This window comes from Cohnella sp. OV330, from assembly GCF_900112065.1.
GTDB lineage: Bacteria > Bacillota > Bacilli > Paenibacillales > Paenibacillaceae > Cohnella.
The window spans coordinates 44,211-70,864 of sequence record NZ_FOKE01000002.1 but is presented as its reverse complement, the minus strand read 5'-3'; the positions used below and the strand labels follow the sequence as shown (position 1 = coordinate 70,864).

The 26,654-nt window shown below is 59.1% G+C and carries 17 protein-coding genes; 12 read left to right on the top strand and 5 right to left on the bottom strand.

Translation table 11 applies throughout. From position 1 onward, the window contains the following. Positions 1 to 17: 17 nt before the first annotated feature. Together BM235_RS04145 and BM235_RS04140 are read left to right on the top strand one after the other, a co-directional pair. Complete coding sequence (locus tag BM235_RS04145; RefSeq protein ID WP_090109732.1) at positions 18 to 2,048, top strand: alpha-L-arabinofuranosidase C-terminal domain-containing protein; 2,031 nt, start codon at positions 18 to 20, stop codon at positions 2,046 to 2,048. Continuing rightward, positions 2,045 to 3,805 (top strand): glycoside hydrolase family 2 protein, encoded by a 1,761-nt coding sequence (locus BM235_RS04140; protein WP_090109730.1) that lies wholly within the window; start codon positions 2,045 to 2,047, stop codon positions 3,803 to 3,805. The genes BM235_RS04145 and BM235_RS04140 overlap by 4 nt, the downstream gene beginning before the upstream one ends. A 100-nt stretch (positions 3,806 to 3,905) precedes the next feature. Here the strand turns inward: BM235_RS04140 and BM235_RS04135 are convergent, their stop codons facing one another. Further along, on the bottom strand, positions 3,906 to 5,183 hold the full coding sequence (locus BM235_RS04135; RefSeq protein WP_090109728.1) for an ammonium transporter: 1,278 nt from the start codon (positions 5,181 to 5,183) through the stop codon (positions 3,906 to 3,908). A 254-nt stretch (positions 5,184 to 5,437) separates the two neighbouring features. Here BM235_RS04135 and liaF point away from each other — a divergent pair, with 254 nt between their 5' ends. From liaF to aroF, 10 genes are all read left to right on the top strand, one after another. Beyond that, positions 5,438 to 6,652, top strand: a complete 1,215-nt coding sequence (liaF, locus tag BM235_RS04130; RefSeq protein WP_090109726.1) for a cell wall-active antibiotics response protein LiaF — start codon at positions 5,438 to 5,440, stop codon at positions 6,650 to 6,652. Between the two features lie 6 nt (positions 6,653 to 6,658). After that, positions 6,659 to 7,699: a sensor histidine kinase gene (locus tag BM235_RS04125; protein ID WP_090109724.1), complete on the top strand. Its 1,041-nt coding sequence runs from the start codon at positions 6,659 to 6,661 to the stop codon at positions 7,697 to 7,699. 7 nt (positions 7,700 to 7,706) lie between these two features. Beyond that, positions 7,707 to 8,384 carry a response regulator gene (locus BM235_RS04120; RefSeq protein ID WP_090109722.1) on the top strand — a complete coding sequence of 226 codons (678 nt, stop codon included), beginning with the start codon at positions 7,707 to 7,709 and terminating at the stop codon, positions 8,382 to 8,384. Between the two features lie 160 nt (positions 8,385 to 8,544). Then, positions 8,545 to 8,958, top strand: coding sequence for a YugN family protein (locus BM235_RS04115; protein ID WP_090109719.1), 414 nt, complete (start codon positions 8,545 to 8,547; stop codon positions 8,956 to 8,958). A 223-nt stretch (positions 8,959 to 9,181) separates the two neighbouring features. After that, positions 9,182 to 10,876, top strand: a complete 1,695-nt coding sequence (locus BM235_RS04110; protein WP_090109717.1) for a S1C family serine protease — start codon at positions 9,182 to 9,184, stop codon at positions 10,874 to 10,876. A 71-nt stretch (positions 10,877 to 10,947) separates the two neighbouring features. Continuing rightward, complete coding sequence (locus tag BM235_RS04105; protein ID WP_090109715.1) at positions 10,948 to 11,634, top strand: response regulator transcription factor; 687 nt, start codon at positions 10,948 to 10,950, stop codon at positions 11,632 to 11,634. A 288-nt stretch (positions 11,635 to 11,922) separates the two neighbouring features. After that, a complete protein-coding gene (locus tag BM235_RS04100; RefSeq protein WP_369803468.1) occupies positions 11,923 to 13,173 on the top strand; it encodes a sensor histidine kinase in 1,251 nt (416 codons plus the stop codon). Between the two features lie 30 nt (positions 13,174 to 13,203). Then, positions 13,204 to 14,154 (top strand): 4-hydroxy-3-methylbut-2-enyl diphosphate reductase, encoded by a 951-nt coding sequence (locus BM235_RS04095; RefSeq protein ID WP_090109711.1) that lies wholly within the window; start codon positions 13,204 to 13,206, stop codon positions 14,152 to 14,154. Positions 14,155 to 14,201: 47 nt separating this feature from the next. Further along, positions 14,202 to 14,708, top strand: a complete 507-nt coding sequence (locus tag BM235_RS04090) for a DUF2062 domain-containing protein (protein WP_090109709.1) — start codon at positions 14,202 to 14,204, stop codon at positions 14,706 to 14,708. Positions 14,709 to 14,855: 147 nt separating this feature from the next. Next, a complete protein-coding gene (gene aroF, locus BM235_RS04085; RefSeq protein ID WP_090109706.1) occupies positions 14,856 to 15,917 on the top strand; it encodes a 3-deoxy-7-phosphoheptulonate synthase in 1,062 nt (353 codons plus the stop codon). Positions 15,918 to 16,121: 204 nt separating this feature from the next. Here the strand turns inward: aroF and srtB are convergent, their stop codons facing one another. From srtB to BM235_RS04065, 4 genes are all read right to left on the bottom strand, one after another. Next, positions 16,122 to 16,928, bottom strand: a complete 807-nt coding sequence (srtB, locus tag BM235_RS04080; protein ID WP_090109704.1) for a class B sortase — start codon at positions 16,926 to 16,928, stop codon at positions 16,122 to 16,124. 4 nt (positions 16,929 to 16,932) lie between these two features. Next, complete coding sequence (locus BM235_RS04075; protein WP_090109702.1) at positions 16,933 to 21,468, bottom strand: beta strand repeat-containing protein; 4,536 nt, start codon at positions 21,466 to 21,468, stop codon at positions 16,933 to 16,935. Between the two features lie 824 nt (positions 21,469 to 22,292). Further along, the gene (locus BM235_RS04070) at positions 22,293 to 25,385 is read right to left on the bottom strand and encodes a hybrid sensor histidine kinase/response regulator (protein ID WP_158544112.1); all 3,093 of its coding nucleotides are present in this window, start codon (positions 25,383 to 25,385) and stop codon (positions 22,293 to 22,295) included. Beyond that, complete coding sequence (locus tag BM235_RS04065; protein WP_255374120.1) at positions 25,382 to 26,518, bottom strand: response regulator; 1,137 nt, start codon at positions 26,516 to 26,518, stop codon at positions 25,382 to 25,384. Before BM235_RS04065 ends, BM235_RS04070 begins: the two co-directional genes overlap by 4 nt. Positions 26,519 to 26,654 lie beyond the last annotated feature (136 nt).

The window sequence follows — 26,654 nt, the reverse complement described above, 5'->3', positions numbered from 1 at the left end:
GCGTATGGAGGCCCACATTGAAAAAGAACGCAACGATATCGATCGACTGCGGCCGCGCGAGCGGACATACGATTAACCCTTATCTGTTCGGACATTTCGTTGAAGACATTCGCGATCATATGGACGCGATGCTGGCTTTCCCCCTGAAGGATATGGACTTCGAGAGCGAGGCGGAGGAAAAGCATGCGGTCTCCGGCCGCTGGCGCGCCTATACGAACGGGAAAAACACGCAGTACGCCCTGGAGGCGCCTGCCCAGCGTCATTCGGGACGCGCCCAGCGCGTACGGGTGCTAAGCGACGACGAGGCCTATGCTGGCATTGCGCAGAAGGTGGCGCTGAAGGGACCGATGGTGTACGCGGTCAAACTGGTGGCGCGCGCCTCCGTCGAACTGCGCTATTTGCTCGTCGAGGCGGTCGACCGGCGTACGGAGGCATCGCTTGGCAGCGTCCGCATCGACCTGGCCGGCCACAACTGGCGGGAATACGAGGCGCGGCTGCCGATCTCGCGCGCCTGCGCCGACGCGGAGATTCGCGTGTACGTACCAGCCTCTCATCCGAGGTGGATCGACCACGTGTCTACCGGCATGCTGTGGATCGATCACGTATCCCTGCTCCCCGAGGACAGCGTCGGCATCGTGAAGCGGGAAGTCGTAGAGATGACGCGAGACCTGAACGCGGGCATGATGCGTCTCGCCGGCAACTACATCAGCGCCTACCACTGGGAGCACGGCGTAGGTCCCGCGCTCGAGCGGCCCGTCATGTACAACGAGGCATGGGGCGGTTGGACGAGCAAGTACTTCGGCACGGACGAATTCATCGGCTTCTGCAAGGAGCTTGGGGTAGAGCCGCTCATCTGCGTGAACGACGGATCGGGCTCGCCGGAGGAAGCTGCGCGGTGGGTCGAATACTGCAACGGCGGGATCGACACCCCGATGGGCGCCTTGCGGGCCGCGAATGGATACCCCGAGCCGTACGATGTCCGTTATTGGGAGATCGGCAACGAAGTATGGGGGCAGTGGCAGGTCGGCACCTGCTCCGCCGAGCGATTCGGCGAGCGCTGCGTCGCCTTCGCGCAAGCGATGAAGGCGGCGGACCCGTCGCTCTCGCTAATGGCCTGCGGCCATACCGACCAGGACTGGAACCGGGCCGTGCTCGACATCGCGGGCGAGCATATCGACTATTTGACGCTGCATCTGTATCACGGCTACGGACGCTTCGGCATGAACCGGGAGACGCCGGCCGAGGAGCGGTACAAGGCGATGGCGGCTTTTTCCGAATGGACGCGAGAGGATATAAAGAAGACGGCCGCGCAGATCGCCGCGAATCCGAAGCATGGCCACATCAAGCTGGCGATCACCGAGTACAACACGATGTATTACCCCAATACGATCCGCAAGGGATTGCCCGAGGAGCATACGCTCGGCGCGGCGGTCGCCAATGCCGCCAACCTGAACGAAATGCTGCGCGCGAGCGATCTGGTGCACATCGGCAGTTTTTCCGACCTCGTGAACGGCTGGCTCGGCGGCTGCATTCGCGTCGGCGATTATTATGCGGATCAATACTGCGGCAAAGCAGCGGGCTGGAGCGGACTGCCCCTGACCGTATACGGGACGCCGACGTACGAAGTCATGAAGCTGTACGCGAACAGCGACATCAGTCGCATGCTGCCGGTCGATACGGTCTGCGGCAGCTTCTCCGTCCAATCTCCCAAGCCGGCGCCATTCGCGCTGGACGCGCTGCCGGACCTGGACGTCGCGGCCTGCGCGAACGAAGACGGCAGCGTCGTTACTGTATTTATCGTGAATCGCAGCTTGGAGGAGGTCAGGGCGGAGATTCGATTGGACGATTTCGCGGCATCGGACACGACTACGCTTCACGAGATCACCGGCGATTCGGCGGACGAGATCAACTCCGTATTCGAGCCGGCGAAGATCGCCTGCACGACCCGGTCCGTATCCGACGACGAATGGGAGCGCGGATATCCGCTGCGTCCGACGTCGGTATATGTCCTTGAGATCGCGGCGAGGATCAAGGGGGGCGCCGAATAACGACCAAATCGTATATCAAGGATTATCCGAGGCCGCAGTTCGTGCGCGACAGCTGGCTGAACCTGAATGGCCGATGGAGCTTCCGCTTCGACGACGAAAACGCGGGAGAAAGACTGCGATGGCAGGAAAAGTTCGAAGGCACGCATTCGATCAACGTGCCGTTCACGTACGAGACGCAGGCAAGCGGAATCGGCGAGGAAGCATTCCATCCTTACGTCTGGTACAGCAGGTCCGTTTCGATCCCGAAGGAGGCCGAGGGCAAACGGGTGCTGCTGCACTTTCAGGCCGTCGACTATACCGCCAAAGTATGGGTGAACGGGACGATGGCGGGCGCCCATCAGGGCGGCTATGCGGCTTTTAGCTTCGATATCACGCCGTATCTGGTCTTCGGAGCCGACAATACGATTACGGTCAAGGCCGAAGACAGCGACAGCTGCACGCAGCCGCGGGGCAAGCAGCGTTGGACGAAGGACAACTTCGAATGCTTCTACGTCCAGACAACCGGCATCTGGCAGACGGTATGGCTGGAGTACGCGGCGGAGCGGCGGCTCGATCGCGTCAAGATCACGCCGGACATCGACCGCAATCGGGTCCGCTTCGACTATGAAGTGACCGGGACGGAGGGCGCGAGCGGGCTCCGGCTGGAAGCGATCGTGACGTTGAAGGACAGGCCGGTGAAACGCGTCGGTCTCGATATCGATCGTCAGTGCCTCTCGGTCGAGGTCGACCTCGTGCACGAAGCGAACGGCCCGTGGAAAAGAAGCTGGTGGTCGCCGGACCGACCGACGCTGTATGACGTCGAATTCGTGCTGTATGCAGCCGGCGCCGAGGTTGACCGCGTCGGATCCTATTTCGGCATGCGCAAGATCTCGATCGAGAAAAACAAGGTGCTCCTGAACAACGTGCCGCTCTATCAGCGCTTGATCCTCGATCAAGGCTACTGGACGGAAAGTCACCTGACGCCGCCGAGCGAGGAGGCGCTAATCGACGACATCGACAAGGTGATGGAGATGGGCTACAACGGCGTGCGCAAGCATATGAAAATCGAGGATGCCCGCTTCCTTTATTGGTGCGACGTGAAGGGACTGCTCGTGTGGTCCGAGATGGCGGCTACGTTCGAGTACCACGACCGGGCCGTCGAGGCATTTTCGAAGGAATGGCTGGAGATCGTCCGTCAACAGTACAATCATCCGAGCATCGTCGCATGGGTGCCGTTCAACGAATCGTGGGGCATCTCCTCCATTCTCCGCGACCGCAGCCAGCAGAAGTTCACGGAGGGCATTTACCATCTGACCAAGGCGATCGATCCGAACCGTCCGGTCATCGCGAACGACGGCTGGGAGCATACCGTATCGGACATCCTGACGCTGCACGACTATGTCGAGACCGGGGACGAATTTTTGAAACGGTATACGGGCCTCGAGGCGATCACGGGCAACGATACGACCTGCAACAAGTGGAAGTACGCATTCGCCGAAGGATACGGCTACAGGGGGCAGCCGATCATGATCACCGAGTTCGGCGGGATCGCTTACCGGTCGGACAAAGGCTGGGGTTATGGCCGCCAAGTCGATTCGGACGAGGCGTTCATTGAGCGATTCGCGGGTCTGACCCGCGCGATCCGCAGCGTGGAAGGCATTTGCGGCTACTGTTATACCCAGGTGACCGACGTGCAGCAGGAGATCAACGGATTGCTGACCGAAGACCGCAAGCCAAAGATCCCGCTGGAACGGATTCGGGAGATTAATTTGTCCTAGGCGGATTCATCTTACGTTCCATTGACCGGTTGCCAAATGAAAAGCCGATTCCGGAAGCGTCCGGGATCGGCTTTTCTGATTGGGTGGAATAGGCGGGCCGCTACTCTGTCTTCAGCCGCTCGATATCAAGAAAGTCATGCTCCTGGCTGTACGCGGGTACGCCGTGAATGCCGACGTCCAGACCGACAAGCTCTTCGTCGCGGGAGACGCGCACGGGTCGCCAGGCATTGATGAGCTTAAGGGCGCCCCAGGTGAGCGCGAAGCCCCAGACGGCGACGACGGCAAGGCCGAGGGCTTGAACGCCGAGCAGCTTCCAGCCGCCGCCGTAAAACAGCCCCGCGTTCGCGGAGAGGCTCGGTACGGCGAACAGCCCGACGGCGAGCGTGCCGATGCTGCCGCAAATCCCGTGTACGGCGAATGCGCCGACAGGGTCGTCGACGCGACGACGCTCGAGCCATTCGGTCGCCAGCACCATCGCGATGCCGCTGAACGCGCCGATGAAGATGGCCGCGCCGTCCGACACGAAGGCGCAGCCCGCGGTGATGCCGACGAGACCGGCGAGCGCGCCGTTGATGACGGTAGGCGGGTCCGCTTTTTGATAGCGCAAGATCGTAAACAGAATGCAGGCGGCGCTTCCTGCGGCCGAGGCCAGCATCGTCGTCACGGCGATATGGCCGATATTCGGGTTCGTGGCGCTGAGCGTGCTCCCCGAATTGAAGCCGAACCAGCCGAACCATAGGATGAAGGCCCCTACGGATGCGAGCGGGAGGTTGGACGGCGGGACGATGTTGACGCGGCCGTCATCGGCAAACCTGCCGATGCGCGGTCCGAGGAACAGGGCGGCAGCCAGCGCCGCGAATCCGCCCAAGGCGTGGATCGCAGCCGAGCCGGCGAAGTCGACCATCCCGAGCTTGGCGAGCCAGCCTCCCGCGGACCAGATCCAGTGACCGGAGATGGGATAGATGAGCCCGGTCATGACGATCGTGTAGACGATGTAAGCGCGGAAGTGGATGCGCTCGGCAACGGCGCCGGATACGATGGAGATGACGGCGATGACGAAGGCGCTTTGGAATAGCCAGAAGGTGTCCGTCGAGATGTTCAGGTTTAAATGCGACAAGTCGCCCTTCATGGCAAAGCCCGAAGTCCCGATCAAGCCGCCGGCGTCTTTGCCGTACATTAGCGCGAAGCCGACGACGTAGAACAGCAAGGCGCCGAACGAGATGTCCACGAATACCTTCATGATGATGCTGACCGCGTTCTTTTGCCGAACGAAGCCTGCTTCCAGCAGCGCGAAGCCGCCTTCCATCAATAAAATCATCGCGGCGGTCAATACAACCCAGATTGTATCGACACCGCTGGAGAGCGTCTCCAACGTCATTCTTCTTCCCCCAGAATGCATCGATTTTTTGTCGCATACCCACAATACGAATAAAAATACGACCAAATTATATATTTATAAGTCATATATGTCAACAAAACATGTCATGAAAAATGACATAATATTTGGGCTGGGAAACGACTCAGTCCCGAGACCGAGGCAAGTTCCATCCCGCGCCGCTATGGAAGCGTCCGAACTTTCCTTTATAATGAATCCATCAGAACCTATTCGCACAGAAAAACGGAGGAACCCCTATGCAGCAGTCCGTGCTTCACCGCATTTTTTGGGGCTTTATATTGATCGGAGGCGGCATCGTCTTTCTCTTGAACCAGAGCGGGGTCATCGAGCTCGACATCGGCTACCTGTTCTCGACCTTCTGGCCCGCGTTCGTCATATTGTTCGGCATCCAGGGATTGCTGATTCAACAGCGGAACGGCTTCGGCTGGAATGCGATCGTGGTGCTGGTCGGCCTCTTTTTCCTGGGACGGAACCTTGGCTGGGTGCATTGGGAACTCGGCGACTTGATCAGGTTCGCGATTCCCGCGGCGCTCATCGTGGCGGGGCTTAACATGGTGTTCAGAGGAAGCGGCTGCGGACGGACGAAGAAGAAATGGGAGGAAGGCGGGTGGAACGAAGTGACGCCGCCGCCCGCACCGAAGCCGTTCGACGGCCCGCTGCCGCCGCCTCCTCCTCCGCCGCAGCCGTATGACAGCCCGAACGCATTTGCCGAAGATCCCGCTCCCGGCGAGGGACATTCGCACGACGGGCGAACTGCCGACTCAAGCGAAGGCCGATCGCGAGACCCGGGCGAAAGCCGTCCGCCGGGGCGCGGCTGGGATCCGACGGATCGCCTTAGCCAGCGTATGGAACGGCGCCAGGAACGGATGGAGAATTTCAACGAACGTATGCAGGAGCGCGTCGAAAGGATCCACGCCAAACAGCGCGAGCGTCATGAACGTCACCGCGCCAAGGCGCGGGAGCGTCACGCCAAGCACGGTCACTTCGATTACGACGGCTACGATTCGGGCCACGAGACCGACCGGATGTGGAAGGAATACCATCGGCCGCCCGGCCATTCGATGCGGGGATCGCGGATCGACCACAGCCGGTTCATCGGCGACGTGCATATCGGCCAGGAGATGTTCGAGCTCCAGCCGATGAGCATCTCGCATTTTATCGGGGATACGACGATCGATCTGACGCGCGCCCATATTCCGGTCGGCGAGACCCGGATCTACGTGTCGGCGTTCATCGGGGACGTCAAGGCGTACGTGCCCGGCGATCACAGCGTCGGCATCCGCGTCCTCTCGAGCTGCCTGATCGGAGACGTGAAGGTGCTGGAGCAGAAGCGCGGCGGCGTTTTCAATCAGATGTCCGCGGAGACGCCGGGGTTTCAAGATACGGATAAACAAGTGGTGCTGATCGTCAGCTGCTTCATCGGCGACGTGCGCGTGACGAAGGTGGGATAACGACGGATGCCGAAGCTGCTTCGCAACATCAAGTGGGAGTGGGCTTTTTACGCGGCGATCTCGGGTGCGGTCGTGCTGGCCATCATCTATGGCCTGTGGCGGCCTCATATCAAGGCGCTGCCGGCCGGCGCGGCCATCTACAGGCTGATCCCGCTGCTGATCGCCGTGCGGATCGTCGGCGCCTACTTCCGGGGCAGGCGATATCAGAGCCGGATCGATGCACTTCAGGAGGCGCTCAAGCAGTCGGCCGCCGGCAACTGGGAGGCGAGGCTCCCGGAGGAGCGGGCCGATGCCTTCGCGGGCGCGTACCGCGAATTCAATCGGCTGCAGCAGGGGCTGGCCGAGCGGCTTCGCCTGCTGCAGCAGCTCGGAGAGAAGGAAGTAATGGGCAAGGCGGCCACCGTAGAGGAAGCGGTGCTCGAAGAACGAAGGCGGCTGGCCCGGGATCTCCACGATACGGTGAGCCAACAGCTGTTCGCGATCCACATGAGCGCGTCGGCGCTGCCGGCGCTCGTGGACAAGAATCCGGAGCATGCCGGGCGCGTCATGCAGCAGCTCATCGAGATGTCCAAGGCCGCGCAGCGCCAGATGCGCGGCTTGATCGCGCAGTTGCGGCCGCTGGAGCTGCAAGGCAGGACGCTGCCGGAGGCGCTCGACCGCTGGTTCCCGGATTATTGCCGGCAGAACGGCATGCAGGGAACGCTCGACGTGCGCGTGTCCGCGGCGCTGCCGCCCGCCATGGAGCATCAGCTCTTTCTGATCATTCAGGAGGCGATGGCCAACGTCATGAAGCATTCGGGCGCGGACGAAGTCAGGCTCGTGCTGGGAGAGACGGACAGGCAGGTGCTGCTGTCGATCGACGACGACGGCGAAGGCTTCAGCGCGGATCAGGTCAAGGCAGGCTCGTACGGGCTGTCGACGATGCGGGAGCGCGCGATTCAGCTCGGCGGCGACGTCGAGATCGCGACCAAGCCGGGCGCAGGCACGCGGATCAAGGTCGGACTGCCCAAGTTCGCCCATGTTATGGAAGCAAACGGAAGGGGATAATCGACAAATGAGCGGATTAAACGCGATGCAAAGCCCGAGCGGCGTATTGATCGTTGACGATCACGAGATGGTAAGGGCCGGCATCCGGACGTATCTGATGCTGGACGACCGGTTCGAGGTGATCGGAGAGGCTTCGGGCGGGCAGGAAGCGATCGACCGGCTCGATGCGGGCGCCTTCGGCGGCCGCGTCCCGCAGCTCGTGCTGATGGATCTCATGATGCCCGGAATGGATGGCGTCGAGTCGACCCGCGCGATGCTGGCCAAGTATCCGCATGTGCGGATCATCATACTGACCAGCTTCCTGGAGGACGACAAGATCGTGGCGGCGATCGAAGCGGGCGCCGTGAGCTACGTGCTCAAGACGGTGTCGGCGGACGAGCTGGTGTATGCGATGCAGGGCGCGCTGCGCGGAATGCCGGTCATGAGCGGCGACGTCTCGCAGGCGCTGACCCGCGGCCTTCGCAGGCGAACGGCGCAGGACGAGGACGAAGGCTTGACGGAGCGCGAGCGGGAGGTGCTGCTGCTCATCGCCGAGGGCAAGTCCAACAAGGAGATCGGGGACGAGCTGCATATCAGCATTAAGACGGTAAAGACGCATGTCAGCAATTTGCTCATGAAATGCGAACTGGAGGACCGTACGCAGCTGGCCATTTACGCGCATCGAAAAGGGTGGGTCAAGGCCTAGCTCGGGCGAGGAACTCGGGCAGCGTCCGGCAATCATTCTATTAAGGTAAGCAATTCGCTTCAAGTTGAAAGTATTTCGCCGTAAAGCCGGACTGCCGGCTGTCCAAAGGTTTATCGAACCGGGCAAACGGGCATTCTATGGCTAAAAAGGCGGAATTCCCATGCAACAGCTGTCTTCGCGACTCACCTCGACGCAGGTCGCTTACATTCAGGCGCAAGAAGGCCTCGACGATCTCGGATTCAATTTGGGCGGCAATTGGGATTACAAAAACGGATCTCTCGACCGGGCGCTCGACAGGGAGCATAAAGTGTGGCTGCGGCTCCCCTTCGAGGTCGAGCGCGGCGAGCTCGACGTGGAGGCGGAGAAGACGGATGCGATCATTCGGTTCGGTCAGCCTTACGTTTTGAGGCACGAATACGAGGAAGGATTGGATCAAGATGCGCAGCCGCGCACGCTCGGCGGCTTTTTCGACCAATTCGCCGCGCCTTCGAATCCTGACGCCGCGATTGACGAGTCTTGGATCACCGAAGCCAAGCGCGTGCTGGAGCAAGCGGAGAAACGATTCGTAAACTGACGGCGACCCACCGGATATCCATGCGATCCGTCCGCCCGCGCGGCACGGATATTCGAACGGCACGGCTGCCCTCCGGCGACTCGGAGGGCGTTTCTATTTTATAACTTTTTAATATTGATTCAGTTCGCTTTAAGATTGTTTTAAGGTAAATAGGCGAAGATGTTAACAAGAAGAACAAACGACCGCAGGCGCGATGGCCGCGGCGATATGGGAGGAATCGGGCATGGACGATCAAAACAAAAAGCCGGAAGACAATCTCTTCGGGTTCCGATATGGCAACGAACGCGGAGAGAACGGCGACGCGGGAACGACGGATACGGGAGCGGCGAAGGGTCCGGCGTACCGTTACTCGAATCAAGCGGACGCGAGCGAGGAAGGGCATAGCGAAGCGGCGACCGGCTCGGATACGCCGGAGGCCGGATACGCGCCACGGAGCGAAGAAACCAGATTCACCTACGGACCGTTCGGCGCCGGCTCGGATCGGGATCGCGGGACGGCGTACGGCGCAGCCTACGCGAGCGACGAGAGCGAGCGTCCGGCGACGCCGGCGGTCCAGCCGGCCGACAGGGAGTACCGGCCGTTCACCGTATCGGGCAACGGCAGAAACTGGGAGGCTTCCAAGCCGCCGCGCAGGTCCTCGATCCGATCGGTATTCGCTTCGTTCATGGCGGGCGTGGTCGTCGTCGGCGGGTTGATGTTCGCGGCCGACCGCGGCGACTGGTTCAGCACCAAGGCGGCGGCGCCGGCAGCGGCTGCGGTAGCGTCCGCGAGCGACAACGGCGGCGCGAAGACGGTCGCCAACGTCACCGACACGGTGCGGCCGAACAATATTTCGAAGATTTTCGAGCAGGCGAGCCCGGCTGTCGTCAAGATCGAGACTTACGTCAAGGCTTCCAGCCAAGGCGGCTCGGGCAACAGCTGGATGGACGACAATCCGCTGTTCCGCCAGTTTTTCGGCGATGAATACGGAGACGGCTCCGGCGGGGGCAGCGGCAACGGAAACGGCTCGGACGGCAGCGGTTCGCTGCAGGAGGAAGGCATGGGCTCGGGCTTCATTTTCGACTCCACGGGCTATATCCTGACCAACCAGCACGTCGTCGGAGACGCGGACGAGATCAAAGTCACCGTTACCGGCCATCAAGAGCCTTATACCGCTAAGCTGCTGGGCTCCAGCTACGATCTGGACCTCGCGGTGCTGAAGATCGAAGGCACCGACTTCCCGACGCTTAAGCTTGGCGATTCCGGCGCCTCGAACATGGGCGACTGGGTCGTGGCGATCGGCAACCCGTACGGCTTCGACCACACGGTCACCGTCGGCGTGCTGAGCTCCAACGAGCGCGAGATCAGCATCCAGGATACGGACGGCACGCGCAATTACGAGCATCTGCTGCAGACCGACGCTTCGATCAACCCCGGCAACTCCGGCGGCCCGCTGATCAACCTGAACGGCGAAGTCATCGGCATCAACACCGCGGTCAGCTCGCAGGCGCAAGGCATCGGCTTCGCGATTCCCACGAGCACGATCACCGAAGTGCTGGATAGCCTGAAGTCGAATACCAAGATTCCGGCGAAGCCGTCTCCGTTCATCGGCGCGACGCTGCAGGACATCAGCAGCTCCGCGGCACGCCAGCTGGGACTGTCGAACACGGACGGCTCGCTCGTTAACAGCATCCTGTACAACTCGCCGGCTTACAAAGCCGATCTGCGTCAGTACGACGTCATCCTCGGCATGGACGGCACCACGTACAAGACGAAGGAAGAACTGATCGCCGCCATTCAGAAGAAAGCCGTAGGCGACAAGGCCATACTGAACGTCTACCGCGACGGCAAGAAGATCGATCTGACGCTGACGATCGGCAACAAGAGCGATTTCGAGGATCAATCGACCCAGCAGCAACAGCAACAGCAACAACCATAATCTTTTCTGATACAATAGCGTTAGCGGGGCAGTCGCTTAAGACTGCCCCATTCTTTTAGACGGAGGAACCCATGAGACCGCATATTCTCGTAATCGACGACGACGACAAGATCACCTCGCTGCTCAGGCGCAGCCTGGCATTCGAAGGCTATGAAGTTTCCACCGCATCGAACGGCCCCGCGGGCCTCGGCATCGTCGCGGACAAATCCGCGGACCTGGTCATCCTCGACGTCATGATGCCGGGGATCGACGGCTGGGAAGTGTGCCGTAGGCTCCGGACCGCGGGCATGAACGTGCCCGTGCTGATGCTCACGGCCAAGGATGACGTGCAGGACCGGGTGAAGGGATTGGATCTCGGGGCCGACGATTACCTCGTGAAGCCGTTCGCGCTCGAGGAACTCATGGCGCGCGTGCGCGCGCTTATGCGCCGGCGGCCCGAGTCTTCGGGAGAGAACAACCGGCTGCGCTTCGACGATCTGGTGCTCGACGTGGACGGACGGGAGGCGATCCGCGGCGACAACCGGATCGAGCTGACGGCCAAGGAGTTCGACCTGCTCCACCTGTTCATGCAAAATCCGAAGCGCGTCCTGTCGCGCGATCAAATCATGGACAAGATCTGGGGCTACGACTACAGCGGGGAGTCCAACGTGCTCGAAGTGTACGTGGCGATGCTGCGCCAGAAGCTGGAGGAATTCGGGGACAAGCGCCTCATTCAGACCGTGCGGGGAGCGGGCTATGTCCTGAAGGGAGACAGCTAGGACATGTCGATCAGGCTGCGATTGACGCTTTGGTATTCGGGGCTGCTGGCTGCGGTGCTTGCTATTTTTTGCATATTAATTTACGTAATCGTCTATCAAAATACGGTGGGCGGAATTAAAAGCCGATTAGTAAACGAAGCTGAAAAAATCCGAATAACTCCCACTGTAGACTGGTCTGGTGATTATGATCTTAATGCCCGCTCGATGTTCGCTTTCGATGCGACGATCGGGATCCAGGTGGTTAGTTTTCTTCAAACCAAAGAGGGAAGCATAAGCAAATCCGGGAATTTGGCAGCTTCCAATATCACGTTTCCATATCCGGCATACGAAAAGGTAGCGGAAGGATACCGGCAGGTAGCGATCGGCGACAATCCTTTCATTATTTATAACAAACCCTATTTACTTAACGGGCAACTTGTAGGTTTGCTGCAAGTGGGCGCCTATACGGACAAAGAGAGCAGCTTTCTCTCCCAAATCAGATTCGTGCTCTGGATCGCCGGCCTCGCCAGTCTCGTGCTCGCCTTCGTCATCGGCCTTTTCCTCGCGCGTAAGGCGCTGCGCCCGATCGAGAAGGTCACGGAGGCGGCGGAGCGCGTGCAGAGCGGTTCGGACCTGAAGCTGCGGATCCCAGGAGAGAGCCAGGACGAGATCGGCCGTCTCACGCGGACGCTCAATCATATGCTTGAGCGGGTGGAGAAAGCATACAATGTGCTGGAAGAGTCGAACACCGCGCAGCGCAGGTTCGTGTCGGACGCTTCGCACGAACTGCGGACGCCGCTGACGACGATTCGCGGCAATGTGGATTTACTGGAAAAGGTATGGGCCGAGCCGGCCACGGGCGACGCGGCGGCAGAACGTGGCAGCGAAGTAGCGAAGCCTCGCTTGTCCTTGGCGGAGCGGGAAGAGCTCTCCCGCGAGGCGCTGCACGACATCTCGGACGAAGCAAGGCGCATGAGCCGGCTCGTCAACGATCTGCTGTCGCTGGCGCGCGCGGACGCCGGCTACGTCGTGGACAAGGAGCCGATCGACCTGCTGCCGCTCGTCGAAGAAGCCGCCCGCAGAGCGGGGTTTCTGCCGCGCAAGGCAGAGTGGATCGTCGGTCCGTTGGACGCGCTCGCTGGCGTGCGGGTTGTAGGCAACCGGGATTACCTGATGCAGCTGCTGTTCATTTTTATCGAAAACGGATTTAAATACACGCCTGCCGGCGAAGTCCGACTCGAGGTGTTCCGCCAAGAGGACCGCGTAGGCTTGTCGATCGCCGATACGGGCATCGGCATTGCCAAGGCCGATATGCCCCGCATCTTCGATCGCTTCTATCGGGCCGACGAATCCCGCGGGCAGACGGCCGGCACGGGACTCGGGCTCTCGATCGCCAAGTGGATCGCGGACATGCACCGCGCTTCCCTGGACGTACAGTCCCGCCCCGAAGGCGGCAGCCGCTTTACCGTGTGGCTTCCTGTCGACTTTTCCGAACGCCCGGATTACGGTATAATAGAGGCATCGGTGCGCCCGGCTGTTCCCGATTCGGAACAAAGCTGACAGGTACGGGCGAGAAAGCGGGTTACGAAAATGGAGATCGTCAAAATTTCCCCTCGCGGATATTGCTACGGCGTGGTGGATGCCATGGTGCTTGCCCTTCAGACGGCGCGCAACCTGGATCTGCCGCGCCCCATTTATATTTTAGGGATGATCGTGCACAACAGCCATGTGACCGAATCGTTCAAGGACGAGGGCATCATCACGCTGGACGGCGCGAACCGACTCGAGATTCTCGAAGGCGTCGAGTCCGGCACCGTGATCTTTACGGCGCACGGCGTCTCTCCGGAAGTCCGCAAAAGGGCCAAGGAAAAAGGGTTGACTATCGTGGACGCCACCTGCCCGGACGTCACGAAGACGCACGATCTGATCCGCGAAAAGGTCGGAGAGGGCTATGACATCATTTACATCGGCAAAAAAGGACATCCCGAGCCGGAAGGCGCCATCGGGATCGCGCCCGACCGCGTCCATCTGATCGAGAACGATGCAGATATCGCGGAACTTCGACTTGCCGGCGACCGTATTATAATAACGAATCAGACGACGATGTCGCAGTGGGATATTCGGCATCTCATCTCGAAGCTGCTCGAGACGTTCCCCCAGGCGGAGGTTCACAACGAGATTTGCCTGGCGACGCAGGTTCGTCAAGAGGCCGTGGCCGAGCAAGCGAAGAACGCGCAGCTCTGCATCGTCGTGGGCGACCCGCGGAGCAACAATTCCAATCGGCTCGCCCAAGTATCGGAGGAGATCTCCGGCGTGAAGGCGTACCGCGTCTCGGACGTCACGGAGATCAAGCAAGAGTGGCTCGAAGGCATCGAACGCGTCGCCGTCACTTCCGGCGCTTCCACGCCAACGCCGCTGACCAAGGAAGTCATCCAATATTTGGAGCGATACGACCAGAACGACCCTTCGACTTGGGAGATCCGCCGCACCGTCAACATGAGCAAGCTGCTGCCGACGGTTAGAGAAAAAACAACCATTTGAGCCTTTCTTGGCTGGAGTGGCGCCGCAGGCCGCAAGAAAGGAGCGCCATGCAACAACGTCTTCGCAAGTTCGTACGCTATTTGAAGCTGCAGTACGTCAAGCTGCTTCGCGCCAAGGGCGGGGCTTATTCGATAGCGATGGGATTCGCGATCGGGCTGTTCGTGGAGATGTTCAATCTCCCGACCTACGGCACCTCGTTCGTGCTCATCTTTCCGCTGATCTACCTGCTTCGGGGCAATTTACCCTCGGCGCTGGTCGGATTCGTATTCGGCAAGCTGATCTACATCCCGATGTCCGTCCTGAACAAGATGGTAGCGGACGCCGTGATGCCCGAACATTTCACGGTGCATTTTTCTTTCCTGCCGGAGAAAATCAATCATTTTCTGCTTTTCAACTTGAAGATGATCGTGGGCGGGATGATCGACGGCTTGGCGCTCGGCGTTTTATTTTTCTTCCCGATCTGGTATAGCGTCCAGGCGTTCAAGCGCAAACGGAGAGAAAAGCGCCGCGCGAGAAAAATCGTCATTGAAGCGAACAAGCCGGCGATGGAATGACTGGGTAATACGAGGGCCCCGGGGATTGACACCCGGGGTTTTATCGTCTATATTTACTTTAGCGCTTAAAAGCGTATAAGCGTCGAAGCGTATAAGCGCGAAAGCAAAATTGCGAAAATAACAATCCGAATCCGGGAGCGTGTCCTTATGATCGTCATTACTTCCCCGCATATCTCCGAAGAACGCATCTTGGAGATTGCCGAATATATTCAAAAGAGCGGCGTACAGCCTCATATCTCGCGCGGCACGGATCGTACCGTCATCGGCATCATCGGCAAGGCAGAGCCGTCGCTCGCGGAGCACATCCGTTCGATGCATGGCGTGGAGAATGTCATCAAGATCTCCAAGTCTTACAAGCTGGCCAGCAGGGACTTCCATCCGGACGACACGATCATCGAAGTGAAGGGCGTGAAGATCGGCGGCGACAATCTGGTCGTCATGGGCGGCCCGTGCGCGGTCGAGACGCCGGAGCAGATCGACGAGATCGCCCGTCTGGTCAAGGCGGCCGGCGGTCAGGTTCTCCGCGGGGGCGCGTTCAAGCCGCGTACCGGCCCTTACAGCTTCCAAGGGATCGGCGTAGAAGGACTGAAGTGGATGAAGGAGGCCGGCGAGAAATACGGCTTGCTCACCATCACGGAAGTCATGGCGCCGGAGTTCGTCGACATTTGCGCCGAATACGCGGACATCATGCAGGTCGGCACGCGCAACATGCAGAACTTCGACCTGCTTCGCAAGCTGGGCACGATCCAGAATCCCGTCCTGCTGAAGCGCGGCTTCAGCTCGACGTACGACGAATGGCTGAATGCGGCGGAGTACATTCTCGCGGGCGGCAATCCGAACGTCATGCTGTGCGAGCGCGGTATCCGCACATTCGAGACGTACACGCGCAACACGTTCGACCTGGCCGCGATCCCGGTCATCCAACAGCTGTCGCACCTGCCGGTCATCGCCGACCCGAGCCATGCGACGGGCCGCCGCGAGCTGGTCGAGACGATGACCAAGGCATCCGTCGCCGCAGGGGCGAACGGGCTCATCATCGAGATGCATACCGATCCGGACAACTCGGCGACGGGAGACGGCGTGCAGTCGCTGTTCCCGGACCAATTCGCTAACCTCCTCAAGGAACTCGAGAAGCTCTCGCCGCTGCTCGGCAAGCGCTTCGACACCGCGAAGGAGCCGGCTGAAGCGTTCGCGACGTGGAAGAAATAATAGATAGCCGTAATCGAGCAGAACCGCCGCAATTGCCGGCGGTTTTTTTAGTGCGACTCACAGCCCCTGATTGAAGAGGTTTACCGAATAAACGCATGAAGTATTCCTGTTAGTTAATTGGCCAATCGTAGAAAAAGAACCTCGACCTCCGCGATATTGCGGAGGTCGAGGTTCTTTTTTCAAACAAATAGCGGTTGCCGACGCTTATGGACGCTTCATTTCCGCATGCGGGACCAACTTCCCAAAAACCGCGTACCTGGCATTGCTGTACTCGTAAGAGCAGGTAATGAGTGCTACGATTCGATCGTCTGCCCGTACCGTCACGTTGCTTTGAAAGGTTGACGCGTTCTTTAACGTTTCAATATAGGCCAGATAATCATCATCGTCGTCGAAGTCCCGCCGGAGAAACTCGATCGACCCGTTGGCGACCATGCCTGCGAACAATTCGATTGTATAGTCGCCGTCAGGCGTATACAGATTCATGACAGGATGAGCGTCATAATAGGACTGCTTCTTATACTTCGCAAGCGAAGCGAACATAGAGCCGTTCTTCATGTAATGTCCGTATATAATCGTGACGGCTCTCGAGAAATCGCCCGGCGTCCGGTAATCGACGAACGGACTGCCCATGCTGTTCGCTTTGCCCGTGAATAAGTGATTGAGGTAATAGCTGTTATCCTTCCCCTGCACGACCGGATAATCGATGACGCTGTCCTGTGCCTTAATCCAGGCTACGACGTCCGGGTTCACGCGAGCCAGCGCGGCAAAATCCACGTCCTGCCCCGACCAAGGGTCGGGAGCAGGATTCTCAACCGAGAGGGGTTCCGGCATCAAAGAAAGCGCAGAGGATGGAGTCGTCTCCTTGAGTCTTCTAACCTGTTCGTAGGCGTTGTCGCCGCGCGCATACTCCCGATTGGCCGATATAAGCACGTATGCGGAACCGACCAGCCCCCCGATGCACAGCCATATGGAAAGGCGCCAAGCCCATCGCGCTCTGCTCGTTCGCGCCATCTTCCTATTGACGCTTCCCGGTCTTGCTTCTTCTCCGTGCAGCGTTATTCGCGTACATCAGAACGACCAAGGCAGCCCCGAAGAAGATCAACCCGATTTGACCTGCTTGCTTGTGGTTATTATCGCCTGTCTTCGGCGTACCGCTGCCGGCACCTTGTTGGCTTCCGTTGTCTGCGGTGCCAGAATTGCCGTCAGTGCCGCCGTTACCGCCGTCAGTATCGGTCGAACCGCCCGACGGACTGTCGGTAGATCCGCCCGACGGACTGTCGGTAGATCCTCCGGAGGAGCCATCGCCCCCATTATGGCTATTGTCGCCGTCGCCTCCATTGTCGCCGCCGTCGCCGCCGCTGCCTTCATTGCCAGGCTGTTCGGGCTCCTGAGACTCCTTGTTGTTCACGAAATCTGCGACCTGCGTCGCATCCACTTGGATGGTACCGGTCGATCCCGTGCTGGTCGTTACGTAACCGTCCGCAGCATAATCTTCCTCGCTGACCGTATAACTCGTTCCTGCCGGCAGTCCGGCAATCGTAACGCTCTGTCCGTGAGCCAGCGTTACCGTTCCGCCGCTCTGAATCGTTCCGTTGCCTCCGCTGCCGGAATACTTATAAGTGGCGTTTGTGCCGTCAAGAACGACCTTGAAGCTGAACTTCTTCCCGCGGTCCCCGCCATTGCCCGTTACCGTCTTGTTGATCGTCAGACTACCTTGACTCGGGGCATACCACACGTTCTTGGTATTGACGAATGCGCTGGATTGCTCCTGGCCTCCGACAATCGCGCCCGTATTCCCCGTCTTCGTCGTTACGTAACCGTCCGCGGCGTAGCTGGCTTCGGTTACGGCATACGTCGTGTTTTTGGCAAGACCTTCAATCGTAATGCTCTGTCCGTCAGACAGCAAGATCGTATCTCCGCTCTTGATCGTATCGTCACCTGCGCCGCCCGAACCGGTATAGTTGTATACGCCCGGTGCGCTCAAGGTAACCGTAAATTCGAATTTTTTAGCCTTATCGCCGGCATTACCCGTCACCGTCTTGCTAATCTTCAGACTGCCGAACCAATCGTCTCTCGCGTTAACGAAATCGGCTGATTGGAAATCATTCGTTACGATCGTGCCGGCGTCGCCCGTCTTGGTCGTTACATAGCCGATAGCAGCGTAATCATTTTCGGCTACAGCATACGTTGTGCCTGCAGGCAGTCCCGCAATCGTGATGCTTTGTCCGCCAGCGAGTGCGATCTTGCCTCCGCTCGTAATCGTGCCGTTCGCGGCGCCTCCCGAGCCGGTGTAATTGTATACGCCCGGCGAGCTCAAGGTGACGGTGAAGTCGAATAACTGAGCCGTGTCTCCGTCATTGCCCGTTACCGTCTTGCTGATGATCAGGTTGCCGGGCTTATCCTTCGTGTTCACGAATACCGCGGTCTGCGTTTGATCAGCTGCAATGACGCCTTCAGCACCGACGCTTGTCGTCTTGTATCCTTCATTGGCATAGTTCGTTTCTGTTACTTTATAGGTTGCGTCTGCCGGCAAGCCCGCAATGATAATCCCCTGTCCGTGGGAGAGGGAGATCGTGCCACCGCTCGCGATCGTACCGCTCGCTGCGCCGCCTGTACCGGTGTAGTTGTATACGCCCGGCGCCCCGGTAAAGTTAACGGTGAAATCGAAATGCTTGGTTAAGTCGCCGTCGTTTCCGGCAACGGTTTTGGAGATGACGAGCTTGCCTGTAGTATTGTTCTTATGATTCGCTACGGTCAGCTTATTGGTGTCTGCTCCGGTTTTGCCGTCGATGGTAGTCACCACTGTCGAGCCCGTAGTATCCACATGGACCGTATGGTCGATGCCTTCCAACGTATAGCCGCCGGAAGGTGCGGCTGTCTCGCGGAGCACATAGTCCCCATTCGGTATAGCCTTCATCTTCAACTTGCCGTCAGCGGCGCTGATCGCCTTGCGAATGACCGTGCTGCCGTCAATCGCGAACAACGTGAACTCGGCGCCGAGAAGCGGCGCCGACGTCAATCCGTCGGTCTTCGTCACTTCCAGCCAGCCGCCGCGCATCATCGTTGCGGAACTGTCCGCGTTGCTGATCGCATAATTAATCTGTTGTTCGGATGCGCCGGCGTTACCGGCCGTCAGCGACGCGTGGTTCACGACGCCTCCGATCTCGCCGGTAATATCCGTCAAGTAACTCAAGCGGTAAGCTTTACTATGGTCCGGGATCTTGAACAGCAGCTCCCTGGTGGCGTTATTGTAGAAGAGATTCGTACCTAGGGCAAGCGGAACATTGCTGCCGTCGGTCAGCGTCCCGTCCGGCTGCGGCGTCAGCTCTTTGGCGGCAATGTAGCTGACGCCATTGCCGTCATCCAGCAACAACTTGCCCATGGCATCCGTGCGCAAATCAAGTCCGAGCGGGAGCGTATCTACGATGGATTCGCCTGTCGTCCCTAGCTCGTTAGGGTTGTACACGACAGACCAATTCAGCGTGCCGTTCGTCGGGCCGGTGTAGGATTTCTTTAAAATTTCGCTTTTGATCGATACCTGCTGCGATCGGGATGCTCCAGGTGTCCAATGAGCTGCTTGAAGATTCAAAGCGTTGGTGATCGTCGTCGTCTTGTTGCTGTCGAAGTATCCGTCAAGCGTAGTGCCGGTCGGCTTGGCCTTGACCAGAATGACGTAAGGCTTGTCCAATTGAGTGAACGTAAAGGTTGCTTGCCCCGCGGTGCTGAAGTTGGCCGTCAATCCGGATACGCTAGCTTCCGGCGTCGTGCTGGCTGCAGCGACGGAAGACGAACCAGAACCTGTATTCCCTGCAAATATCAGATATTGCTCGCCTGGGACGATGTCGGCGAACTCCCAGCCAGCCGGCAACGTATCCGTAACCGTGGCAGTTCCGAGCACGTCCGTCGCCTCATTGCTCGCTACCTTCGCGGTGTTGAAATCCAGGCCGTCCGCATTGACGCTAAGTCGGAAGATAACCGACTTGTCTACGTAATCGAACCCTTCCGCCGCGTTCGTCGTGCGTTGCGAATTGACCCCCGCGGCCGGGTCGGCCAGTGCCTCGCGCTTCAGCAATTCCTTCGCCAGCGTGCGACTATCGTAGGTCACGGAGCCTGTCGCATCTCGCAGTTTGGTCGTATTGGTGAACAACGAAGCGGTGTTGTCTACATTTTTGCTAGTATTCCCTGCGTATACATCAGGGTTCACGATGAGCGTCTTGAATTGAATCGTATTCGCCGCAGCTGTCGATAGCCCGGTTACTTCGATCAAATCGGCAACCCGCTTGCCATTATCTAAAATCGGTATAACGTTCAACGTTCCTGACGTAGTCGTGCCGCTGCTTGCAACATATTGCAAGCCCGTACGCTTGGTGACATTCGTTGTGTCGATGCCCGTCGGCCAACCCGTCGTACCGGATAGATTCGTGGCCGGGTCGTATACGAGCAAGTCGTACACGCGCATGTCGGCAATGGCCTGATTTTTCGCATCGGCCTTGATCGTCCACGTAATCTCGCGGGTGGTTTTATTCAGCGAGCCCGATTTGGTCAGCGCATCGTAACCGATGCCAATGCCGACGTTGCCCGTATTCAGCGTTACGCCGCCCGGCTTGTTGTCCCAATCGAGGGTCGCAGCGTTGTTGAACGTTGTTTTGCCTACTGTCGTGCCGGTGTTGCTCACCTTGCTCGTAATGACGAGCTGAACCATCGTGCTAGTCGTTCCGGGGAGCGTATACTTTCCGTCCGTCGGTTCGGAGCCAACAACGGTGCCCGGCGTCCAGGCCGAGCCATCCGTAGACGTCTGCCATTGCGCCGAGACGAAGTCAAGCCCGCTCGGCAGTACGTCCGTGATCGTCAGATTATCCAACGAAGCTTGTGCCTTGTTCGCCGTGATCGTCCATGTAATGAATTGATCAGCAGGATCATAAGTGGCTTCGCTGCCCGGATCATGTTTGGCCGCCCCGGTCTTCTCGATCCACTTTGGCGTCATAAAGCTTGCCGTTCCGGACCCGCTTTGTACGACAGCGTTGTCTTTGAGTAACTGGGCGGTGTTGCTTATCGATTGATTGACGTTATTGACGTAGTACTTGTTATCAGGAATCGTCGTGCTGAACTTGATCTCCTGCGGACCCGAGGATGGGTCGGGGAATTTATACGTTATCACGCTACCCGTCTCGACAGGCGTGGCGGCAACGCCGCCTACCGTGAACGAGCTCGGAACGTACGTCCCCACATTGCTTAGATCATCGCTGAATTCATAATCCTTCAGATCGACCGCAGTTGCGCCCTTGGTTGCGGAGAGCGTTACGGTCCAATCGATCTTATTATGGGCGAGATCGGCAACGCCGGACTTCGCCACATTGTAGACGACCGGAGCCGGAGGGACGACCACGGTATAGTCCTTGCCAAGAATCTTTACCGTATGAGTACCTTCATCGCCTGCGCTTCCGGAGTTGTCATATCGAAGTTGGGCGGAAAACTCGCCGCTTACGGTATTATAACCGCCGTTTTCGTCGAAAATTTCGCTATCTCCATCAAACAGGATATCGGCTTTCACCGATCCGCCAGTCGAATCTAGCGTCGCGGTTCCGATACTCTTGCCGCTAGTGTGTGTTAGTGACAGTGACGTTCCCGACATAAGAATGAATCCTTGACTTAACTCAAAGCTAGCAGTGTCGCCAAGTTCAACAACCGTTGGTGGGGTAGGGTCATCCCCTGCAACCGGCACTCCAAAGGACACTTCGACACTAAGCGTATCCCCGTTGCTGATGTTGATCGTGTCGCCTGGATTAATAACCGTGCTTCCCTGTTTAACTACAGCAGTCACATTTGTAAGCGCGCTTGTCTTATCTGGAGCGTCTGCCCATACACTCAATCTGCCGATCGGCAACATGGCGCTGACCAGAATGGCAAATGCGAGCAGCCAGATTCCCACCTTGTGCTTCATGAATTCATTTCCTCCTAGTTAGACGCTGCAATCTGCTCGTCAATGATATGGTTTATACCTGCTATAACTCTGTTTAAAAATAAGTTTCCTTCGTTCGGATTGGCTCCGCGCGTTAACTCGAAATTTTGGGTCAAGACCATTTCGTCGTTCGCCACCGTCTTTCTCAACGTAATGCCGGAAGCTAGCCAGCACGAAACATGCGCGGATACAGCACGAGCGCGATTCCCGCGGCTAACAAGAGAATCGCCGTCAGCGTCAGCGCGGGCCTGCCGCGCTTCGGTGTTCCTGTCAATTCAAACCGTTCCTCCTCCATTGCAGTCGAATTTCCACACTAACAGGCATTGTATAGTACAGAACTATACAAAAACTGAACAAATCCGATTTTAGAAAACAAAAACCGGCAGCATCCCGATTACAGGGACGTTGCCGGCGTTTCATGAACGAATGTCTCTGGCGATGAAGGAAACGGTCGTGCCGTCCGGGCCGCTCTCCAGCGCAAGTCCCGTGCCGAACAACTGCCTCAGCCTGCGATCCGTGTTGATGAGCCCGATGCCTGATTCTTTGTCGAGCCGATTGTCTTGCAGCCTCTCCAGCGTGGACGCGTCGATGCCCGCGCCGTCGTCGGTTATAGTGATCTCAAGCCCGCCGTCCGTTCGTTTGGCGCGAATGCAGACCGTCCCTCCAAGCGGGCGCTTTAGAATGCCGTGCCGGACCGCGTTTTCGACCAACGTCTGAACGGAGAGCGGAGGGACCGGCGCATGCGATTGGGAATCGTCGACGTCCCACTGAACCCGAATGCGGTCGGGGAAGCGTTCCTGTTTGATGTATAGGTAGGACCTGACCAGATTGAGTTCCCGTTCAAGCGGGACAAGGAGATCCGAATTGCGGAAGTCGAAGCTGGCCTTCAGATAATTGCCGAATTCGAACAAGAGGGCGCGCATCCGGTCCGTGTCGACCTCGCCGAGCGCGGCGATCGTATTGAGCGTATTGAACAGGAAGTGCGGCTGGATCTGCGCTTGAAGCCAGGCGGCTTCGAACCGGAGACGCTCGCGGACGGACTGCCGGAGGTCGGTGAGCGCCTTGACGCGGTACCTGAGCTCCGTCGGCTCGACCGGCTTGGCGAGATAATCGTTCGCGCCTGCGCGAAACCCGGAGGCGATATCCTCCGGATGATTGCGCGCGGTGAGCAGAAGAATCGGCAGCTCCGCCAGGGGGAATCTGCTTCGAACGATTCGGGTAAGTTCGTAGCCCGACATGTTCGGCATCATGACGTCGCTGATGAGCAGGTCCCATTTTCCCTGTTCTAACCTTAAAAGCGCATCCTTGGCGCTCCTCGCCGTCGCGAGTTCGTAGCCCTCCGGCGATAGCAGCCCTTCGAGCACGTCCAAATTCACCGGATCGTCGTCGACGGCAAGAATACGGATCTTTCCCTGTCTCGCGACCTCCGTTTCCGCTTCTGCGCGCTCAAGGCGATACGCAAGCCCGCCGCCGGTCTCGTCAGCGGCCGCAGCCGTTTCCTCCAGAGCTTCTTCATAGGGGGGGCGCAAAGAAGCGGCGAAATCCGCATGAGGAAGCGACAGCGTGAAGACGGTGCCTTTGCCGGGCGAAGAAGAAGCGGTCAACGCGCCGCCATGCAGCGCGGCCAGCTGCTTGCCGATGCTGAGGCCGATGCCGAGCCCGCCGGCATAAGCGGCGCCTGCGGCGCCCTGCTCGTAGGGTTCGAAAATCCGGTTCAGCGCTTCGGCGGGTATGCCCGGTCCGCTGTCGGCCACGGCGATCCGGACATATCCGGCTTCGATGGCGGCGCTGACGTCAATGGTGCCGCGTTCGGTGAATTTTAACGCGTTGTGCAACAAATTGTATAGAATTTGGATTAGTCTGTTCTCGTCAGCGAGCACGGGCGGGAAGTCCGGCGATATGCGATTCGTCATCCGCAGGTTTTTGCCTATCGCCATGTCGGCGAGCATGTCCGTCACGCCGGTGACGACCGCATGGAGGTCGACCGGCGCAGGATGGATTCGAATCACGCTCATCTTAAAGGCGGACAGGTCCATCAAGTCGCTGAGCAGCATCGACATGCGCCGCCCGACGGAGAGCATCAACTCGATTTTGCGCTGGCTGCGGTCGTCGAGCTTCGCGCGGCTGCCGTCGAGAACGGATTGGGCGATGCCCAACATGCCGTGCAGCGGATTTTTTAGCTCATGCGAAGTGCTGGCGAGAAAATCGTCCTTTTCCTTGTCCGCCTGTCGGAGCTTGTCCGTCGCGGCGCGCATGTCCTTGAGCAGCATGGCATAATGGCGAAACCAATAGGCGCCGAACATCAGGAAAGCGAACAAGAGATCGAACGCGTAAAAGGTTTTGGTCGAATCGAGCTGGGTCTGCGTGGAGGCGCCGACTGCGTTGCAAAAGACGCCCGTCGCGCCCGCGAGCAAGTAGATCGCCCCCGGTCGGCCACTCCTCGTGGCGCGGTATAAATAGTAGAAAAGCACGGCGCCGCCCCCGAGGAACAGGACGAGGTTCAAGGCGCTGTCGAAGCCGTCCATGGTCGGATTGATCCAAAAATAAATGGCGATGCCAAGGCAGCAAACGACGGAGATGCGAATCAGCCGGTAGCGCCCGCTGTCGGCTTGGATGTGCGCCGCGAAGGCGAGCAGCGAGGCGAACACGAGCGCAGGCATCATCAGCGCCAGCTTCAAAAGGGATGGATCGCCGATCGGCGCGATTCTGCCGAGCAGCATATCGTCCTGCGACAGCACCATCGTCAAGGTGCAGACATTAAGCGCAGCGAAGAGCAGCAGGCCCCGATTGCGGAAGCCGACGAGGAACAGCAGGCCGGCATTCAGCAGGTGCAGGCCGGCGACGACGCAGACGAGCAGCTGCAGGCCTGCGGATGCAAGCGCGATCCTTTCGATGCTCTCGCGCGACCCGAAGCTCAGAGCCGTTCGCATGCCGCCCGCGGTCGTATCGAAAAAGTTCGCGACGCCGACGCGGACATCGATCACGCCCGATCCGTCATCCTCGAAGTAAGCGGAATAGGGGACGATGCCCGGCGTGTACGCGGAAGCGTTCGCTGCCGGGCTGCCCGACCCTCCGAGGCGACGGCCGTTGACGTACATGACCGAGGACATGTACGTCTGCGTGCTGCGCAGGCCCAGGTCCCGGCCTTCATGCGGATCGACCATGATCAGCAGCCGATAGGTGCCGAAGCCGAAGTTGGGCGGCAGCACGGCCAGCCGGGACGCGTCCAGCGCCGGACGCCAATTGCCGGGGACGTCGAGGAGGACGCGCGCCGCTTCTCCGGAAGACAACTCTCCGTCTTCGGACGGGAGAGAGGCGGGATAGAACGCCCACTGCCCATCGAGCGAGATGGGGCGCTGCGCGGATAAATCCGCTCCGCGCAGGTCGAGGATGCCGTCCCGAATGGGGGCGTGGGCGGCCATTCGGTTATGATCATACCACCATGTCCGCAGGAGCAGGAGCAGGGCGGCGGTCAACAAGACGATGCCAAGCGTTCGTCTGGCCGTCATGGATCGATCGCCTGGGTCGGCACGTCCGTCCGGCGGCCGGCGTACCATGCCGCGATATCGGCAGAAGGCGGGTGGCCGTATTGGTCCTCGCTCATTTTGACGAGCAGCGCATATTGCTGTTCGACCATGCTGTTTTCGCCGAGCGCCGCGTGAAGCTTCATTATAAGGAAGTAAACGTCTTCGGAATAAGGAAAACGCGACTGCACCCGGTACAGCCAATCGAGCCCATAGGCCGGCATGCCATGCTCCTCAAGCAGGGCCGCCAATCTCAGCGCGTACCGGTACCAGAGTATGCGCAGCCTTCGGCGCTCCGCGTCCGCCCATTCGTAATCTTGCTCCTCGAGGTAATCGCCGGTAAACGCTTCAAGCCACGATTCGTACTCCTGAAGCTGATCCGGAAGATTCTCGTCGGCCAGGGGCATGCGCCGCTCCCAATCGTCGACGTCGATCACGATGTCGTCTGTCGTCAACTCGTAGCCGGCCTTGGTATTAAGGATTCGGATGCCGATGCCTGCGGCCTCGATGGACTTGCGCAGCTGGTACACCGTCGTATACAGGAGGGCATAGCTGCGCTCAGGCGCAAGCTCGGGCCACAACAGCTCGATCAGCGTATCCTTGCGCGTCTGCTGCCCGCGTCTGTGAAGCAGGAAGGCGAACAGCTCCTGCGCTTTGTTCGTTCTCCAGGCCAGCTGCGTGGCGTTAGGTCCGTATTCGACGGACAACGAGCGAAAGCATCGAATGAACGCCTGAGCGCCCGACGTTTCGGCGTTTGCCGCGGCAGAGGGGGCCGGCGCGGCGCTCTCCAGCCGCTGAAGCGTCTGCGCTAGGCGCGGCAGCAGCACGGGCTTCAGCAGGTAGTCGAGCGCATTGACCTCGAATGCCTTAAGGGCGTATTCCTGGTAGGCGGTCACGAATACGATCCGGGCGCCAGGCAGCGCCTCTTGAAAAAGAAGAGCGGCTTCGAGACCGTTCATGACCGGCATGTCGATATCGAGAAAAATGACGTTCGGATCCAATGCGCCAAGCGCGTCCAACGCGTCTTTGGCGTTGCCGAATTTGCCGCAGATCTCGATGCCGCCGAGCTTGTGTAGTTGTCTTTCCATATCGTTTAGTGCCAGGGGTTCGTCATCCACGATTATGCATTTCAATTCGATCCCGCCTCGTTCGTGGTTCCGGCGCAGCCAAAGATCGCCATTTTTCTACATTATATCGGACTTCCGGACAAAATGGAGGCTTGAAACCATAAATTCTGCGCGCAGCCGGACCGGC

Bases quoted from the DNA above. Each gene is read 5' to 3' on its own strand.
- srtB (WP_090109704.1), bottom strand. From the start codon at position 16,928: ATGGCGCGAACGAGCAGAGCGCGATGGGCTTGGCGCCTTTCCATATGG.
- BM235_RS04070 (WP_158544112.1), bottom strand. From the start codon at position 25,385: ATGACGGCCAGACGAACGCTTGGCATCGTCTTGTTGACCGCCGCCCTG.
- BM235_RS04120 (WP_090109722.1), top strand. From the start codon at position 7,707: ATGAGCGGATTAAACGCGATGCAAAGCCCGAGCGGCGTATTGATCGTT.
- BM235_RS04105 (WP_090109715.1), top strand. From the start codon at position 10,948: ATGAGACCGCATATTCTCGTAATCGACGACGACGACAAGATCACCTCG.
- BM235_RS04115 (WP_090109719.1), top strand. From the start codon at position 8,545: ATGCAACAGCTGTCTTCGCGACTCACCTCGACGCAGGTCGCTTACATT.
- aroF (WP_090109706.1), top strand. From the start codon at position 14,856: ATGATCGTCATTACTTCCCCGCATATCTCCGAAGAACGCATCTTGGAG.
- BM235_RS04135 (WP_090109728.1), bottom strand. From the start codon at position 5,183: ATGACGTTGGAGACGCTCTCCAGCGGTGTCGATACAATCTGGGTTGTA.
- liaF (WP_090109726.1), top strand. From the start codon at position 5,438: ATGCAGCAGTCCGTGCTTCACCGCATTTTTTGGGGCTTTATATTGATC.
- BM235_RS04110 (WP_090109717.1), top strand. From the start codon at position 9,182: ATGGACGATCAAAACAAAAAGCCGGAAGACAATCTCTTCGGGTTCCGA.
- BM235_RS04090 (WP_090109709.1), top strand. From the start codon at position 14,202: ATGCAACAACGTCTTCGCAAGTTCGTACGCTATTTGAAGCTGCAGTAC.
- BM235_RS04095 (WP_090109711.1), top strand. From the start codon at position 13,204: ATGGAGATCGTCAAAATTTCCCCTCGCGGATATTGCTACGGCGTGGTG.
- BM235_RS04125 (WP_090109724.1), top strand. From the start codon at position 6,659: ATGCCGAAGCTGCTTCGCAACATCAAGTGGGAGTGGGCTTTTTACGCG.